Origin of the sequence: Rhizobium leguminosarum bv. viciae USDA 2370 (assembly GCF_002008365.1) — a bacterium.
GTDB lineage: Bacteria > Pseudomonadota > Alphaproteobacteria > Rhizobiales > Rhizobiaceae > Rhizobium > Rhizobium leguminosarum.
The window spans coordinates 312,463-328,039 of sequence record NZ_MRDL01000059.1; the positions used below are offsets into that span (position 1 = coordinate 312,463).

Below are 15,577 nucleotides of genomic sequence, written 5' to 3' on the forward strand. Positions count from 1 at the left end.
GGGCACAAGGCGATGGTCATCCGTAGCGCCGGACTTTTGATATACCGGCGTGTTTCCTGGGACATCGAAGTCCTTCTCGTCCATCCGGGCGGCCCTTTCTGGGCTAGGAAAGACGAGGCTGCGTGGTCGATCCCGAAAGGGCTGGTCGAGGCTGGAGAAGACGAGCTCGCGGCGGCAATAAGGGAGACTGCCGAAGAGCTTGATATCGCGGTCAATGGCAGGTTCACACCGTTGGGCGAATACCGACAACCTGGCGGAAAGATAGTTATCGCTTGGTCGATCGAAGCCGATCCGGTACTGGACGTGAATGCGATACAGAGTTCCGAATTTCAAATGGAATGGCCGCCACGGTCAGGGCGGGTAAAGAGCTTTCCAGAGGTTGATCGTGCGGGATGGTTTTCCCTGCCCGACGCAGCCATAAAGCTCTTGAAAGGGCAGCGACCAATGCTTCCCGACCTCCTGACGCATCTGGAACGAGCGGCCCGAAGTTATTGATCGAGCCGTCATCTCACTGCACTCATGCGTGAGGTGCGCGGCAGCCATGAGTTGCTTCTGAAGACAGCAATCCTATCTGACAGTCACGCCATGTGACTGAAATCGAGAAATTGGAGCTGCGATCCGCCTTGGGCACGCGCGAGGAGACAATCATGAACGGCATTTCCAAAACCCTGAACGACATGACGCTTGTCGAACGCTCGAGCCTGCTCGACACCGTCGCCGACGCCTTGGAAGCAACGGCCGAGGAGGCAGAAGGTGAGGGCGACGCCCGCTTTGTCGCCAACTCCATCTGCGTCGCGAATACGATTCGCGGACTATCCGGCGATCTCACGCCGCGCGATCTGCAGGCGGCCGAGTTGCTGCTTGAGCAGGGCATCATGCTCGTCCACCAATTCTCGAACCGCGCGAAACCGAACCGAGTGGTCCACTAGCCGAGGGCGAGGGCGGCCCTGTCAGCAATGCGCTCTGTCAGTGTGGACGGCGGTTGATGGATTGAGATAAAGCCGTTAATCCGCGCTGTGGATAACGGATGCTGCCGGACCCTAGGAGAACGAGCGGTCTGCGCCGCGGCACCGTTGGGAGCCCGGAGATTAGCAGACACGCCAGGAAGGCTTTATTTCTCATGGATTGCCGGTTCAACGCGCAGCCGTATCGAATGGTCGATATGGCGGGGTTCGCCTTTCTTCGATCAGGGGAAGCGTGATGCAGCCTGGTCGCACGGGCCTTGCCGTATGCATGATGGTGGCCGCCGCTTTCTTAAATAGTCTCGACGCAGTCATCGTACGCTTGCTGGCCGGCGACGTGCATCCATTGATGATCGGCTTTTTCCGGTCGTTTTTCGGACTTCTTGTCGTCACGCCCTGGATCGTGTCACGGGTCGACCTGAAAGCCTCACCCTATCGTGTTCTGCATGTCGTGCGCGCGGGTCTGAAGCTTGCCTCACTGGTCGCATTGTTCGTCGCCTTTGCGCACGCACCACTCGCCGATGCCACGGCGATCAATTTCACCATGCCCATGTTTCTCGTTCTCGGTGCGTGGCTGGTGCTCAAGGAACATGTCGGCATCTCCAGCGTGGCCGGCATTGTCGCAGGTTTTGTCGGCGTCATGATCATCATTCGCCCTGGAGCGTCCGGTTTCGACCAATGGCTGCTTTTTGCACTGGCAGGAGCGGTCTTGACGGCGGCCAGCCAATTGATGCTGCGGCGGATGGCATTGAGGGATAGTGCGGACCGGCTGGTTGCATGGAATCTGATAGCGACGGTGCCGCTTGGCGTAATCCTCATGCTGCCGGTCTGGTCAATGCCGACCTGGAGCCAACTCGGGCTGCTTGCTATGCAAGGAGCCCTCGGAGCACTGAACATGACGCTGATCACGCGTGCCTTCGGCATGGCGCCAGCAAGCGTTCTGGCACCGCTCGACTTTCTCCGACTGCCCGTCGTCGCCCTGATGGCCTTCTCATTTTTCTCGGAAGTTCCGGCCGCACAGACGTGGATCGGCGCGGCGGTGATCATCGGCGCGGCCTTTATTGGAACCCGCGGTATCACATGGCGACGCAAGCCGCCGGTTGATTAGCCCTGATCATTTTTGGGGTTCACAAAAATTTTAGATGAACTAATATTTCAGTTGTAGCGACTGATTTTGAAGTCGTGCCTGTTGCCGGAGGGCATGACAGGTGGCTTCGGCACAGACGAAGACGAGACATCACGGCCCCTATGGGTTCACTCGGGAGGAGTGGTATGAAGAGTTTCATCGGCAAACGCGCGATCGCCAGTGGCGTATCGCTCGTGGTGCTTATCGTCATCGTGTTCTTCCTCTCCCGGCTGACGGGCGATCCCACCGACCTCTATCTGCCGATCGACGCGACCACGGAAATGCGCCAGCAATTCCGTGAGATGAACGGTTTCAACGATCCGTTGATCATGCAGTTCGGTCGTTATGTCTCGGATCTTGCACAAGGTAATTTCGGTCAGTCGCTGCGACAGGCCCGTCCTGCCATGGATGTCGTGCTGGAGGCCTTCGTCTGGACCTTCTGGCTGGCTGTCATCACCATGGTGCTGGTCACGATCGCCGCGATCGTCATTGGGTCACTTGCGGCGTTTCGCGTCGGCGGCATCTTCGACCGTCTTGCCACCTTCTTCTCGTTGATCGGCGCTGCGGCGCCGGATTTCTGGCTGGCCATCGTGGCGATCGTCATTTTCGCCGTCAAACTGCATGTCCTGCCGACATCAGGAACGGGAACTATCTGGCACTGGATCCTGCCGGTCAGCGTCCTGTTCATCCGGCCCTTCGGCCTGATCCTGCAGGTGGTCCGCGGCTCGATGATCAGTGTTCTGTCTTCCGCCTATGTGAAGACGGCCCGCGCCAAGGGGGTCCGCTCGAACTCAATCATCTTCATTCACGGACTGCGCAACGCCATGCTGCCGGTGATCACAGTCATCGGCGACCAGGCGGCCGCCATCTTGAACGGTGCGGTTGTCGTCGAGACGGTGTTTGGCTTTCCCGGCATCGGCAAACTGATGATCGATTCCATCCTGCTTCGCGATTTCGCCGTCGTGCTGGCCGTCATCATGGTCTCGGCGCTGGCGATCTTCATCATGAACCTGTTGATCGATATCGCCTATGCGCTGCTCGATCCGCGTATCCGGTATTGAGCGATGACAATGACCGACACACAAATCCTCGCCGAGAAAAAAACAAGCGGCCCGATCGGGCGTTGGCTGACGATGCTGTGGGCGGACAAGCTCGCTTTCTTCGCGGCCCTGTTCCTTTTGATCGTTCTGCTCTGTGCGCTGTTTGGCCCGTTGCTGCTGGAGGCCATCGCCACCAAGCAGAACCTGCGGGGCCGAAATGCGCCGCCGTTCGATATCACCCGCGGATTGCTTTATGTCCTCGGCGCCGATGCGCTGGGCAGGCCGCTTCTTGCCCGTGTCATCGTGGCGGCGCAAAACACCATCCTGGTTGCCGCCGCAGCCGTGCTTGCCTCATCTGTCGTCGGTACGGCGCTCGGTCTGGTCGCAGGTTACAGCCGCTCTTCCGCGGCTCAATGGATCATGCGCCTCGGCGACGTCATCATGTCCTTTCCGTCACTGCTTCTGGCGGTGATCGTGCTCTACATGCTCGAGCCCTCGGTCACCAATATCGTCCTCGTCCTGGCGATCACCCGCATTCCCATCTATCTGCGCACCACGCGTGCCGAGGTGCTGGAAGTGCGCGAGCGGATGTTCGTGCAGGCGGCGAAGGTCATGGGAGCATCGTATTGGCGCATTGTCTTCCATCACATCCTGCCAGTGATCTTCCCCACGCTGGTGACTATCGCGACGCTGGATTTCGCCTTCGTCATGCTGGCGGAATCCTCCCTGTCATTCCTGGGGATCGGCATTCAGGCGCCGGAGATCACCTGGGGTCTCATGGTTGCGCAAGGACGACCCTATCTCACCAATGCCTGGTGGCTTTCCTTCTGGCCGGGTCTTGCAATCATCCTGACGACGCTGTCGCTGAACCTTCTGTCGAATTGGCTGCGCATCGCACTCGATCCGACGCAACGCTGGCGCCTTGAAATGAGGGGCAGGAAAAATGGCTGAACATCTTTTGGAAGTGCGTGACCTCTCGGTCGAGTTCCACACCGTCAGCGGGACCGTCAAGGCGGTGCAGGATGTCAGCTGGCATCTCGATCGCGGTGAGACGCTGGCGATCCTCGGGGAAAGCGGTTCGGGCAAGTCCGTGTCGGCCTCGGCGATCATGAACCTGATCGACATGCCACCCGGCAAGATCACCAGCGGCACGATCCTCCTCAACGGGCGCGACATGCTGGAAATGACGCCTGAGGAGCGGCGCTCGATCAACGGCGCCAAGATCGCCATGATCTTTCAGGACCCGCTCGCCCATCTCAACCCGGTCTATCCGGTCGGCTGGCAAATCACCGAGATGATGACGACGCATGGTCAGTCGGCGGAGCGTGCCGGTGCAAGGGCGCTCGAATTGATCGGGCGCGTCGGCATAACCGACCCGCAAGCGGCGATGCGAAAATATCCGTTCCAGTTCTCCGGCGGACAGCGGCAGCGCCTGATGATCGCCATGGCAATCGCCTGCAAGCCCGATATCCTGATCGCGGATGAACCCACCACCGCGCTTGATGTTACGGTGCAGGCGCAGGTGCTCGAACTTCTGCAGGAATTGCAGCAGGAAACCGGCATGGGCCTGTTGCTGATCACCCACGATTTGGGCGTCGTTGCCGAGATCGCCGACCGGGTCGTGGTGATGAATTCCGGCTGCGTCGTCGAAACCGGCAATGCGGCCGAAGTCTATCGCAATCCTCAGAACGCTTATACGAAGAAACTGATAGCCGCAGCACCCGGGAAAGGTGCGATGGCGCAAGAGCGTGACCGGCAGGGCGAACCGCTGCTGCGCGCCATCGGCTTGAAAAAGAGTTTTGGCGCATTCCAGGCGCTGAAGGGCGTGGACTTCGTCATCATGCCCGGCGAGACGGTTGCCGTTGTCGGTGAGAGCGGATCCGGTAAGTCAACTCTTGCCCGGGCGATCGTTCGCCTCGATGATCCGCAGGAGGGCCAGGTCGTCTACCGCGGCAACGATCTGCTTGCGATGACCCCTCGAGAAATATTCGGGCTGCGTCGCGATTTGCAGATGGTCTTCCAGGACCCGACCCAGTCACTGAACCCGCGGATGAGCGTGTTCCGGTTGATTTCGGAGGCCTGGGTCATTCACCCGGATATCCTGCCGAAAGCAAGATGGAAGGAGAAAGTGGCCGAGTTGCTGGTCAAGGTTGGCCTGAAACCGGATATGGCCGATCGGTATCCACACCAGTTTTCCGGCGGCCAGCGCCAGCGCATCGCGATTGCCCGGGCGCTGGCGATGGAGCCGAAACTGATCATCTGCGACGAGGCGGTTTCGGCGCTCGACGTGTCGATCCAGGCGCAGGTGATTGCCTTGCTTGAGGGCCTGCGTCGCGAATTCGGCCTGTCCTACCTCTTCATCGCACACGACCTGCCGGTGGTTCGTGATTTCGCCGATCGTGTCATCGTCATGAAGGCCGGCGAGATTGTCGAGGAGGGTCCGGTGGAACAGATCTTCAACGCGCCCTCCCACCCCTACACGCAGGCGCTTCTTGCCGCGAGCCTCGATCCCGATCCGGAGGTTCAGGCCAGCCGACGCGCCGCCCGCCACATACAGGAAGGACTCGTTTCCGCATGAAGCCCGATGTCATCGTCGCCTATCCGCTCCGGCCCCATCAGATGGCGATGCTGGAAGAGACCTACACGCTGCACCGGCTGGATCTTGTCAAAGGCGAAGAGCGGGATGCTCTCCTGCGGAAAGCCGGCCCGATCTCTTCCGCGCTGGTCTGCAACGGCCATGTGACAATCGACGAAGCCCTGCTTTCGAAATTGCCGGCATTAAGGCTCGCCGCCTGTTCCTCGGCTGGCTACGACCAGATGGATGTCGAGGCGATGACACGGCGCGGCATCAAGCTCACCAACACATCCGAGGTGCTGTGCGACGACGTTGCCGACATGGCACTGCTTCTGATGCTGGCGGCACGCCGGCGCCTGCCGGAAGGCGATCGCTATGTGCGCTCCGGCGACTGGGCGCATAAGGGCATGATGCCGCTGACGACATCGACCTCGGGCAAGAAGGCCGGGATCGTCGGCCTCGGCCGCATAGGGATGGCGATTGCCAAGCGATGCGAAGCTGTCGGGCTGATGGTCGGCTATTATGGGAGGACGAAGAAGGCCGGCAACGATTTTGCCTATTTCGACGCGCCGGTAAAACTGGCCGACTGGGCCGATATCCTGATCGTCGCAACCCCCGGCGGCCCCTCGACCGAAGGACTGATATCGGCGGACGTGCTCAATGCGCTCGGACCGACTGGCAGCTTCATCAACATTGCCCGGGGCACCGTGGTCGACGAGCCAGCCTTGATCAAGGCCTTGCAGGAAAAGCGGATCGCGTCGGCCGGCATCGATGTCTACCTCAACGAACCCAATCCCGATCCGCGCTTTGCAGCGCTCGACAACGTTGTGCTCTATCCCCACCATGCCAGCGGTACCGAGGAAACGCGCGACAGGATGGCGCAATTGACGGTCGACAACCTTGCCGCCTTTTTCGCAGGCAGGCCGCTGCTGACGCCGGTCAATTGACGCCGGCAAAACCCGCGGCGCGGCAGATCACACGAAATAGTCCGGGAACTCCTTCCGCATGTCTTCCACTTTTGCGACGGTGCGGCTGAGATGCTCGCGGATCGCATCGACCGCGCCCTGTTCGTCGCGAGCGGCGATCGCATCGATGATGGCGTGGTGCCCATCGAGAATGCTCGCGATCTTGCCCTTTTCGGGCAGATGCAGACGACGAATGCGCTCGAGATGGCCGGACCGCTCACGTATCAATTGGTGGAGGCTGCTGCGCTTGGCGCCTGCGAACAACGTCTGGTGAAAGAGTTCGTCGAGCTCCTGGAAGATCGCGATCTGATCGGCGTCGTCAGCGACTGCCGACTGCATCTTGATGATCGACCGGGCGCGCGTGATGACGCTCGGATCTGGATCCGGATCGGTTGCGAGGCGGCGGCAAACCTCCGTTTCCAGCGCCACGCGAAGGAAATGTGCCTCGTAAATTTGCAGGACGTCGATCCTGGTCACCACAGTGCGGGATTGCGGGTAAATACGAACCAGACCCTCCTGTTTGAGAAGCTGCAATGCGTCCCTGATGGGAGTCTGGCTGACTTCATAAGTCTCCGTAAGCTCGGTGCGCGACAACGTGGTGTCTGGCGGTAGCTGAATGGTGATGATGCGCTTTCGCAGATCATCATAGACCCGCTGGACCGTGCTGCCGGCCACGACCGGAAAACCGGGTGCAGTCAGGCCGAATGTGGAGGCGAACTGGGAATTCATGGTGAGGCATCCTTTTCAGTCCATTCATAGCTTTGCACGACCTAATGCACAAGAACGCAAACTTTCCATTGATATATATGTCAAACTAAAATATCAGTTGGTGAAAGCGCTGAGGTAAACAAGCGAAAAGGTGGGAGAGAGCCGTGACCGCAAGGAAAACCTACGAGCAATTGCGGTCGGCCCGATGGATGCTGCCGGATGATCAGCGCTCGTTCGGCCACCGGTCCCGGACCATGCAGATGGGTTACGCACCGGAGGACTGGCAGGGAAAACCGATCATTGCCGTGATCAACACCTGGTCCGATGCCCAGCCGTGCCACATGCATTTCCGTGAACGCGCCGAATGGGTGAAGCGCGGAATTCTTCAGTCGGGTGGGTTCCCCATGGAACTGCCTGCTCTTTCCCTTTCCGAAAACTTCGTCAAGCCGACGACGATGCTCTACCGCAATATGCTGGCGATGGAGACCGAGGAGCTGCTGCGCAGCCATCCTGTCGATGGCGCCGTTCTGATGGGTGGCTGCGACAAGACGACACCCGGCCTTGTCATGGGCGCAGTCAGCATGGGCATTCCCTTCATTTATCTGCCCGCCGGCCCAATGCTTCGCGGCAACTATGCCGGCAAGACGCTGGGCTCCGGCACCGACGGCTTCAAATACTGGGATGAGCGGCGCGCCGGCACAATCACCCAGGAGGAGTGGCAGGGCATCGAAGGCGGAATCGCCCGCAGCTATGGCCATTGCATGACCATGGGCACGGCGTCGACGATGACGGCGATCGCAGAGGCTATGGGGTTGACGCTGCCGGGCGCATCCTCGATCCCGGCAGCCGACGCCAACCACCAGCGCATGTCGGCGGCCTGTGGCCGCCGCATCGTCGATATGGTGTGGGAGGATCTGACGCCGGATCAGATCATCACTCCGGCGGCCGTCGACAATGCCGTCACGGTTGCTATGGCGACCGGCTGCTCCACCAATGCCATCATTCACCTGATCGCCATGGCGCGGCGCGCCGGCGTCCCGTTGGAGCTCGACGATCTCGATCGCATCGGTCGCACGACGCCGGTTCTCGCCAACATCCGGCCTTCTGGTTCGACCTACCTGATGGAGGATTTCTTTTATGCGGGTGGCCTGCGCGCCTTGATGAAGCAGCTTGGCGACAGGCTGGATCCAACCGCGATTACCGTGACGGGAAAACCCTTGGTGGATGGTCTCGACCAGGTGAAGATCTACAATGACGACGTTATCCGGCCATTGTCGAACCCGGTCTATCACGAAGGTTCGCTGGCCGTGCTCAAGGGGAACCTGTGTCCCGACGGCGCAGTTATCAAACCAGCGGCCTGCGACCCGAAATTCCATCGCCATTGCGGCCCGGCGCTGGTCGCCGACAGTTATGCGGAGATGAAGAAGATCATCGATGATCCCGACTATCCGCTGACGCCGGACACGGTTCTCGTTCTACGCAATGCCGGCCCGCAGGGTGGACCGGGCATGCCGGAATGGGGCATGATCCCGATGCCGAAGGCGCTGTTGAAGCTCGGCCTGCGCGACATGGTACGCATCTCGGACGCCCGCATGTCCGGAACCAGTTTTGGCGCCTGCGTGCTGCATGTCGCACCGGAATCTTATGTTGGCGGGCCTCTGGCACTGCTGAAAACGGGGGACATGGTCGAGCTCGATATTCCGGCACGCAGTCTGAATATGCTGGTTTCCGAAGAAGAAATGACAGCGCGGCGGGTCGCCTGGGTGGCGCCGACGCGGCATTACGAGCGCGGTTACGGCTTTATGTTCTCCAGCCATATCGAGCAGGCAGACAAAGGCTGCGACTTTGATTTCCTGACGACGGAATTCGGCGGCAAGACGCCGGAACCGGCTATCAACTGAGGCACCACGATGTTTGATCCCAATCGACGCACGATCCCCGCACAGCCGCCCAAGGCTGGCTTCGCTGCCGGTCCGTCCAAGCTGGACGCTATCCGATCGGTCACCCTGTCGCTCGTTTACCTGCCGTTGGCGCGGCCGATCAGCGATGCCAAGGTTTTGACGGGCCGGCAGAAGCCGCTGACCCAGGTGGCTTTTCTGTTTTGCGAGATCGTCTCCGAGGTTGGCCATAGTGGGCTTGGTTTCAGTTATTCGAAGCGGGCAGGCGGACCTGCCCTTTATGCACATGCCTGCGAGCTTGCCGACAACTTGATTGGCGAAGACCCCAACGATACCGCGCGCATCTGGGACAAGCTCTGCTGGGCCGGGGCCTCGGTCGGCCGCTCCGGCATTGCAACCCAGGCAATCGCCGCCATCGACATCTGCCTCTGGGACCTGAAGGCGAAACGCGCCGGCCTGCCGCTTGCAAAACTGCTTGGCGCCCATCGCGACAGTGTTGCCTGCTACAACACTTCCGGTGGCTTCCTGTCATCAAGCGTCGAGGAAATCCGCGATGCCATCGACCGTTCGATCGCCGCCGGTATCGGCGGCATCAAGATCAAGGTCGGACAGCCGGACCCGATGATCGACCTTCGCCGGCTTGATGCCGTGACCAGCCATATCGATGGCCGTGTTCCGCTGATGGTCGATGCAAATCAGCAATGGGACCGCACGACGGCCTTGCGCTTCGGCCGGATGGTGGAGCCGCTCAATCTTGAATGGATCGAAGAGCCGCTCGATGCCTATGATGCCGAGGGCCATGCGGCACTGGCACGCGAACTCGCCACGCCGATCGCCACCGGCGAAATGCTGGCAAGCGCCGACGAGCACATGACGCTGATCCGGGCCGATGCCGTCGACTTCATTCAGCCGGATGCGCCGCGGGTGGGCGGCATCACGCCCTTTTTGCGCATCTGCACGCACGCCGAGGCGAAACGTATGCGCCTGGCGCCGCATTTCGCCATGGAAATCCATCTGCACCTGGCCGCCGCCTATGCGCATGAGCCGTGGGTAGAGCATTTCGATTGGCTGGCGCCACTGTTTAACGAACAACTCGATATCAAGGACGGTCGGATGATCGTGCCGGCCCGTCCGGGGCTTGGTTGCAGCCTGACGGGCAAAACCCGTGACTGGACCGTGGAAACCCGCGGCTTCGGCGTCTGAACGAGAACGAGGAGAAGGAAATATGAACCCCGCAACCCGTGAAAAACTGATGGGTGTCTCCGTCGCGACGCTTTGTTCGGCGCTGTTCAAGCGCGGCCTGAGAAACCAGACGGTCCAGGATGTTCGGCCGGTGCAGCCGAAGGGCCGCAATATGGTGGGACCGGCCTTCACGCTGCGTTACATGCCGGCGCGCGAAGACCGCAACGCGATGAACGTCTTTCGGAACCCGAAACATCCGCAACGGCTTGCCATCGAGACTTGCCCGGAAGGCTCTGTTCTGGTGATGGACAGCCGCAAGGATCCGCGCGCAGCCTCTGCCGGCGACATCCTGATTACCCGCCTGATGATGCGCGGCGGCGCCGGCGTCGTCACCGATGGCGGCTTCCGGGACGCCATGACGATCGGCGGCCTTGATATTCCCGCCTATCACAATCGTCCCTCCAGCCCGACGAACCTCACGCTCCACGAGGCAATCGACATTAATGTGCCGATAGGCTGTGGGGATGTTGCGGTCTTCCCGGGCGACATCATGGTTGGCGACGACGACAGTGTGATCGTCATCCCTGCCGAGATCGCCGACGAGATCGCCGATGAAGCGGTCGAGATGACCGCTTACGAGGATTTCGTCACCGAGCGCGTCAAGCAAGGCCACACGATCATTGGCCTCTACCCGGCCACCGACGAAAGCAATCTGACGCTCTTTGCCGAATGGCGGAAGGTGAATGGCCGCTAGAGCATGATGCCGAAAGGTGTGAGCGGTTTTCGGACGACATCATGCTCTAACTCTTTAATTTAGAACAGGATTCACGTTTTAGGCCGACTTGGCCTAAAATCATCCAGTTCTAAGGCGGCGCATCTTGAACAACACTTCACGCATCAGGACGGAGCGAGGCTCCGCCGAGGAGAATAACAATGAGCTGGACCCCTTCAGGCAGGCATTTCATCGCCGGCGAGTGGATCGCCGGAACGACGACATTTCGCTCCGAGCCGGCGCATGGGCAGGCACATGACTTTGCTGTTGGCACAACGGAACTGGTCGACCGCGCCTGCCGCGCTGCCGAAGCTGCTTTTGCAGCATTTTCGGCAACGACACGCGAGGAACGCGCCATCTTCCTTGAGGCAATCGCCGAGGAGATCGACAAGCGCGGCGAGGCCGTCACCCTCATCGGAACGCAGGAAACCGGGCTTCCAGAGGGCCGGCTCAACGGCGAACGCGCTCGCACCACCGGCCAACTCAGACTGTTTGCCGACCATATCCGCAAGGGCGCGCATCTTGACGCCCGCGTCGATGCGGCCCAACCCGATCGGCAACCGGCGCCGCGGCCCGAGATCCGTCTGGTACAACGGCCGATCGGGCCGGTCGCCGTATTCGGCGCCTCGAATTTTCCGCTTGCATTCTCGACGGCCGGCGGTGATACGGCGGCCGCGCTTGCGGCGGGCTGCCCGGTCGTGGTGAAGGGACATTCAGCCCATCCCGGCACAGGTGAGATCATTGCCGAAGCGATTGCAGCCGCGATCGAGCGCACTGGAATGGCGGCCGGCGTCTTCAGCCTGATCCAGGGGGGCCGCCGTGATGTCGGAACGGCTCTGGTGACGCATCCGGCCATCAAAGCCGTTGGCTTTACCGGCTCGCTTGCCGGCGGTCGTGCGCTCTTCGACCTTTGCGCCCAGCGCCCTGAGCCGATCCCCTTTTTCGGGGAACTCGGCAGCGTTAATCCGATGTTCCTGCTGCCGGCCGCTACCGCTGCCCGGGCGGAGGCAATCGGTTCTGGCTGGGCCGGTTCACTGACGCTTGGTGCCGGCCAGTTCTGCACCAACCCTGGTATCGCCGTCGTCGTCGACGGGCCGGAGGCGGACAAGTTCACCCGTGCTGCCAAGTCGGCTCTTGAAAAGGTGGCACCGCAGACGATGCTGACCAAAGGCATCGCCACCGCCTATCACGAAGGTGTCGACCGGATGCGGGCAAGCAATGCGGTCGCGCCGGTTCTCACCGCAGAGAATGCCGGCCGCGACGCAGCGCCGAACCTGTTCGAGACCAACGGCTCGGCCTGGCTTGCCGATCACTCGCTCAGCGAAGAGGTGTTCGGCCCTCTCGGCCTTGTCGTGCGCGTCGGCTCGCCTGAAGAGATGGTCGCCCTTGCCGAAAGCTTTCAGGGACAGCTGACCGCGACGATCCACATGGACGACGCCGATCTTGACCTTGCCCGCGACCTGCTGCCGATCCTTGAAAGGAAGGCGGGCAGATTGCTGGTCAATGGCTTCCCAACCGGCGTCGAGGTTGTCGATTCCATGGTGCATGGCGGACCCTATCCGGCCTCGACCAATTTCGGCGCGACCAGCGTCGGGACCATGTCGATCCGCAGGTTTCTGCGCCCCGTCGCCTATCAGAATTTCCCCGCCGACCTATTGCCGCAAGACCTGCGCAACTGAAACCGAGGAGTATAAAATTGATCGCCCCGACGGAACTTCGCGAGATCATTCGCAACGGCCTGCTGTCCTTTCCCGTCACCCCTTTCGATGCCGAGGACCGGTTTGCCCCCAGGCCGTTTTCAGCGCATCTGGAATGGTTGTCATCCTACCCCGTTGCCGGCCTGATCGTTGCCGGCGGCACCGGTGAGCTGTTCTCGCTGACGCCAGGCGAAGTGGTTGAGGTGGTAAAGGCCGCCCGCGCCGTGTCCGGCGATGCGCCTGTTATTGCCGGATGCGGCTACGGCACGCGCATTGCCTGCGACATGGCTCGCGAGATCGAGGCAGCAGGTGGCGACGGCATTCTTCTGCTGCCGCATTACCTGACCGAGGCGCCGGCAGATGGCATTGCCGCGCGTGTACGAGCCGTTTGCAAGGCCACCAATATGGGCGTTATCGTCTATAATCGTGGCCAGGCGCGGGTTTCAGCCGAGCAGCTTGCTCAGCTTGCCGACGAATGCCCAAATCTGATCGGCTTCAAGGACGGTACCGGCGACATCGATACGGTGCGCCGTGTCACGATCGCGCTCGGGGACCGGCTTTCCTATATTGGCGGCATGCCGACACATGAACTGTTTGCCCAGGCCTATCGCGGAGCCGGCATGCCGACCTATTCCTCGGCGGTCTTCAATTTCGTGCCTGAAACGGCACTGAAATTTCACAAGGCATTCCTTGCCGGTGACGACGCGGCCTGTGAGCAGATGCTGCGCGATTTCTATTATCCCTTTGCCCGTATCCGCGATCGCAAGGCCGGTTATGCGGTTTCCGCGGTCAAGGCAGGCGTGCGTTTGCGCGGCTTCGAGGCGGGACCGGTGCGGGCGCCGCTGACGGATCTTACCGATGAGGAAGTCGAGATGATGCGCGAACTGATTGCTTCGGCAAGGTAAAATTTCGCATCCCAGCCACGGTTGAAGGCTCCGCGCTTCGGAGCGTCAGGGTTGAAGGCCGTCATTAACTAGTATATTAGTGCACTTGTGCTTTTGCGAAACTACTGAGGAGATAGATGCCGGGGCACCGGAAACGGGACGCAGTTCACTGTGAGGAGCGCCAAAGGCGCATGGGAGGAGAACGATATGAAGTTGCATTTGTTAGCTGCCTGCTTTTCAACAACGGTGCTCGCGCTGAGCACTGGCTCGGCTCACGCTGAGGATGCCAAGAGCAACGTCACTGTTGTGCTTGCCGAAACCGTCGATGTCGTCGAGCCCTGCATGGCAGCGCGCCAGGACGTCGGCCGGGTCATTTCTGAAAACGTCAACGAGATGCTGGTGGAATTCGACTACGTCAATGGCCGCCTCAAACCCCGCCTGGCGACGGAATGGTCGAAGATCGACGACGACACCTGGGAGTTCAAGCTGCGCCCGAATGTCAAATGGCACGATGGCAAGCCGTTCACCGCCAAAGATGTCCAGTTCACCATCGAGCGCAACAAGAACAAGAAGCTCAGCTGTGAGACCGGCGGCAAATATTTCGGCGGCACGGAGTTCAGCTTCGAGACGCCGGATGCCAACACGATCCGCATTACGACAAAGCCGGCGCAACCCATTCTTCCGCTTCTGATGACGGTGATGGGTGTGGAATCGGCCGAGGCGACACCAGCCGACGAATTCACCCGCAAGCCGATTGGCACCGGACCCTATACCTTCGACAAATGGGATATCGGCCAGTCGATCGTGCTGAAGCGCAATCCGGAATATTGGGGCGAGAAGCCGCAGGTTGAACAGGCGACCTATCTGTTCCGCTCCGACAGCGCCGTTGCTGCGGCCATGGTCGATGCCGGCGAAGCCGATATCGTTCCGGCCGTATCCGTACAGGATGCCACCAACAAGGAAACCGATTTCGCCTATCCGAATTCCGAAACGACATCGCTGCGCATCGATACGCGCGCAGCACCCCTTAACGATCGGCGCATCCGCGAAGCGATGAACCTCGCTATCGATCGTCAGGCGATGCTCGGAACGCTGTTTCCCGAACAGGCGAAGATAGCGACGCAGCTCGTCGTACCCACAACGATCGGCTACAATCCCGATATCCCCGCCTGGCCCTATGATTCCGAAAAAGCGAAAGCACTGGTCGAAGCGGCGAAAGCTGACGGCGTTCCGGTCGATCGCGAGATCCGCATCATCGGTCGCAACGGGCAATATCCAAACGCCACCGAAGCGATGGAAGCGATGATGGCAATGCTTCAGGAAGTCGGCTTGAATGTGAAGCTCGACATGTATGATGTTTCCGTGTGGAACGGCTACTTCGTTGCACCCTTTGTCGCCGATTCCGGACCGACGCTGACCCAGTCGCAGCACGATAATGCGACCGGCGATCCGGTCTTCACTGCATTCGTGAAATACGCGACCGACGGCTCCCACTCCATGGTCCGGGATCCCGCTGTCGACGCGCTGATCGCCAAGGCGACGTCTGCCACCGGCGACGAACGCACAAAGCTCTGGAAGGAGCTGTTCGCCAAAGTGAACACCGAGATCATCGCGGACATCCCGATGTTTCACATGGTGGGGTTCACCCGCGTCTCGCCGCGTCTCGACTTCAAGCCGACGATCGCGACGAATTCCGAACTGCAGCTGTCGCAGATCCGCTTCAAGTAAGCCGGTTCGCAGAATTTAGGCACGGGTCGCCCGAAAATAG

General features: G+C 60.5%; 14 protein-coding genes. 13 read left to right on the plus strand and 1 reads right to left on the minus strand.

Translation table 11 applies throughout. The features are described 5' to 3' along the window. Positions 1-12 precede the first annotated feature (12 nt). From BS629_RS35560 to BS629_RS35590, 7 genes are all read left to right on the plus strand, one after another. Entirely contained in the window at positions 13-495 is a 483-nt protein-coding gene (locus BS629_RS35560) for an NUDIX hydrolase (protein ID WP_018245645.1), read from the plus strand. Positions 496-647: 152 nt separating this feature from the next. Continuing rightward, positions 648-929 carry a hypothetical protein gene (locus BS629_RS35565; RefSeq protein WP_018245646.1) on the plus strand — a complete coding sequence of 94 codons (282 nt, stop codon included), beginning with the start codon at positions 648-650 and terminating at the stop codon, positions 927-929. A 271-nt stretch (positions 930-1,200) separates the two neighbouring features. Further along, entirely contained in the window at positions 1,201-2,070 is an 870-nt protein-coding gene (locus tag BS629_RS35570) for a DMT family transporter (RefSeq protein WP_018245648.1), read from the plus strand. 164 nt (positions 2,071-2,234) lie between these two features. Further along, positions 2,235-3,149 (plus strand): ABC transporter permease, encoded by a 915-nt coding sequence (locus tag BS629_RS35575; protein ID WP_018245649.1) that lies wholly within the window; start codon positions 2,235-2,237, stop codon positions 3,147-3,149. Between the two features lie 3 nt (positions 3,150-3,152). Beyond that, positions 3,153-4,079 (plus strand): ABC transporter permease, encoded by a 927-nt coding sequence (locus BS629_RS35580; protein ID WP_018245650.1) that lies wholly within the window; start codon positions 3,153-3,155, stop codon positions 4,077-4,079. Further along, entirely contained in the window at positions 4,072-5,706 is a 1,635-nt protein-coding gene (locus BS629_RS35585) for an ABC transporter ATP-binding protein (RefSeq protein ID WP_018245651.1), read from the plus strand. Before BS629_RS35580 ends, BS629_RS35585 begins: the two co-directional genes overlap by 8 nt. Next, positions 5,703-6,650, plus strand: coding sequence for a 2-hydroxyacid dehydrogenase (locus tag BS629_RS35590; RefSeq protein WP_018245652.1), 948 nt, complete (start codon positions 5,703-5,705; stop codon positions 6,648-6,650). The genes BS629_RS35585 and BS629_RS35590 overlap by 4 nt, the downstream gene beginning before the upstream one ends. 27 nt (positions 6,651-6,677) lie before the next feature. On the opposite strand, the gene BS629_RS35595 is transcribed toward BS629_RS35590, so the two are convergent. Next, the gene (locus tag BS629_RS35595) at positions 6,678-7,397 is read right to left on the minus strand and encodes a GntR family transcriptional regulator (protein ID WP_018245653.1); all 720 of its coding nucleotides are present in this window, start codon (positions 7,395-7,397) and stop codon (positions 6,678-6,680) included. A gap of 143 nt (positions 7,398-7,540) precedes the next feature. On the opposite strand from BS629_RS35595, the gene araD reads away from it, so the two are divergent. The 6 genes from araD (at position 7,541) to BS629_RS35625 (ending at position 15,537) form a co-directional block, all read left to right on the plus strand. Beyond that, positions 7,541-9,277 carry an L-arabinonate dehydratase gene (gene araD, locus BS629_RS35600; protein WP_018245654.1) on the plus strand — a complete coding sequence of 579 codons (1,737 nt, stop codon included), beginning with the start codon at positions 7,541-7,543 and terminating at the stop codon, positions 9,275-9,277. A gap of 9 nt (positions 9,278-9,286) precedes the next feature. Then, the gene (locus BS629_RS35605) at positions 9,287-10,477 is read left to right on the plus strand and encodes an L-talarate/galactarate dehydratase (protein ID WP_018245655.1); all 1,191 of its coding nucleotides are present in this window, start codon (positions 9,287-9,289) and stop codon (positions 10,475-10,477) included. Between the two features lie 22 nt (positions 10,478-10,499). Beyond that, positions 10,500-11,210, plus strand: coding sequence for a ribonuclease activity regulator RraA (locus BS629_RS35610; RefSeq protein WP_018245656.1), 711 nt, complete (start codon positions 10,500-10,502; stop codon positions 11,208-11,210). Between the two features lie 179 nt (positions 11,211-11,389). Next, on the plus strand, positions 11,390-12,907 hold the full coding sequence (locus BS629_RS35615; RefSeq protein ID WP_018245657.1) for an aldehyde dehydrogenase (NADP(+)): 1,518 nt from the start codon (positions 11,390-11,392) through the stop codon (positions 12,905-12,907). A gap of 17 nt (positions 12,908-12,924) precedes the next feature. After that, entirely contained in the window at positions 12,925-13,830 is a 906-nt protein-coding gene (locus BS629_RS35620; RefSeq protein ID WP_018245658.1) for a 5-dehydro-4-deoxyglucarate dehydratase, read from the plus strand. A gap of 186 nt (positions 13,831-14,016) precedes the next feature. Further along, entirely contained in the window at positions 14,017-15,537 is a 1,521-nt protein-coding gene (locus BS629_RS35625; RefSeq protein WP_077988797.1) for an ABC transporter substrate-binding protein, read from the plus strand. Positions 15,538-15,577: the final 40 nt, after the last annotated feature.

Excerpts from the sequence above, each read along its gene's own strand:
- BS629_RS35570 (WP_018245648.1), top strand. The coding sequence starts at position 1,201 with ATGCAGCCTGGTCGCACGGGCCTTGCCGTATGCATGATGGTGGCCGCC.
- BS629_RS35625 (WP_077988797.1), top strand. The coding sequence starts at position 14,017 with ATGAAGTTGCATTTGTTAGCTGCCTGCTTTTCAACAACGGTGCTCGCG.
- BS629_RS35565 (WP_018245646.1), top strand. The coding sequence starts at position 648 with ATGAACGGCATTTCCAAAACCCTGAACGACATGACGCTTGTCGAACGC.
- BS629_RS35590 (WP_018245652.1), top strand. The coding sequence starts at position 5,703 with ATGAAGCCCGATGTCATCGTCGCCTATCCGCTCCGGCCCCATCAGATG.
- BS629_RS35595 (WP_018245653.1), bottom strand. The coding sequence starts at position 7,397 with ATGAATTCCCAGTTCGCCTCCACATTCGGCCTGACTGCACCCGGTTTT.
- BS629_RS35615 (WP_018245657.1), top strand. The coding sequence starts at position 11,390 with ATGAGCTGGACCCCTTCAGGCAGGCATTTCATCGCCGGCGAGTGGATC.
- BS629_RS35605 (WP_018245655.1), top strand. The coding sequence starts at position 9,287 with ATGTTTGATCCCAATCGACGCACGATCCCCGCACAGCCGCCCAAGGCT.
- BS629_RS35585 (WP_018245651.1), top strand. The coding sequence starts at position 4,072 with ATGGCTGAACATCTTTTGGAAGTGCGTGACCTCTCGGTCGAGTTCCAC.
- BS629_RS35575 (WP_018245649.1), top strand. The coding sequence starts at position 2,235 with ATGAAGAGTTTCATCGGCAAACGCGCGATCGCCAGTGGCGTATCGCTC.
- BS629_RS35610 (WP_018245656.1), top strand. The coding sequence starts at position 10,500 with ATGAACCCCGCAACCCGTGAAAAACTGATGGGTGTCTCCGTCGCGACG.
- BS629_RS35580 (WP_018245650.1), top strand. The coding sequence starts at position 3,153 with ATGACAATGACCGACACACAAATCCTCGCCGAGAAAAAAACAAGCGGC.
- BS629_RS35560 (WP_018245645.1), top strand. The coding sequence starts at position 13 with ATGGTCATCCGTAGCGCCGGACTTTTGATATACCGGCGTGTTTCCTGG.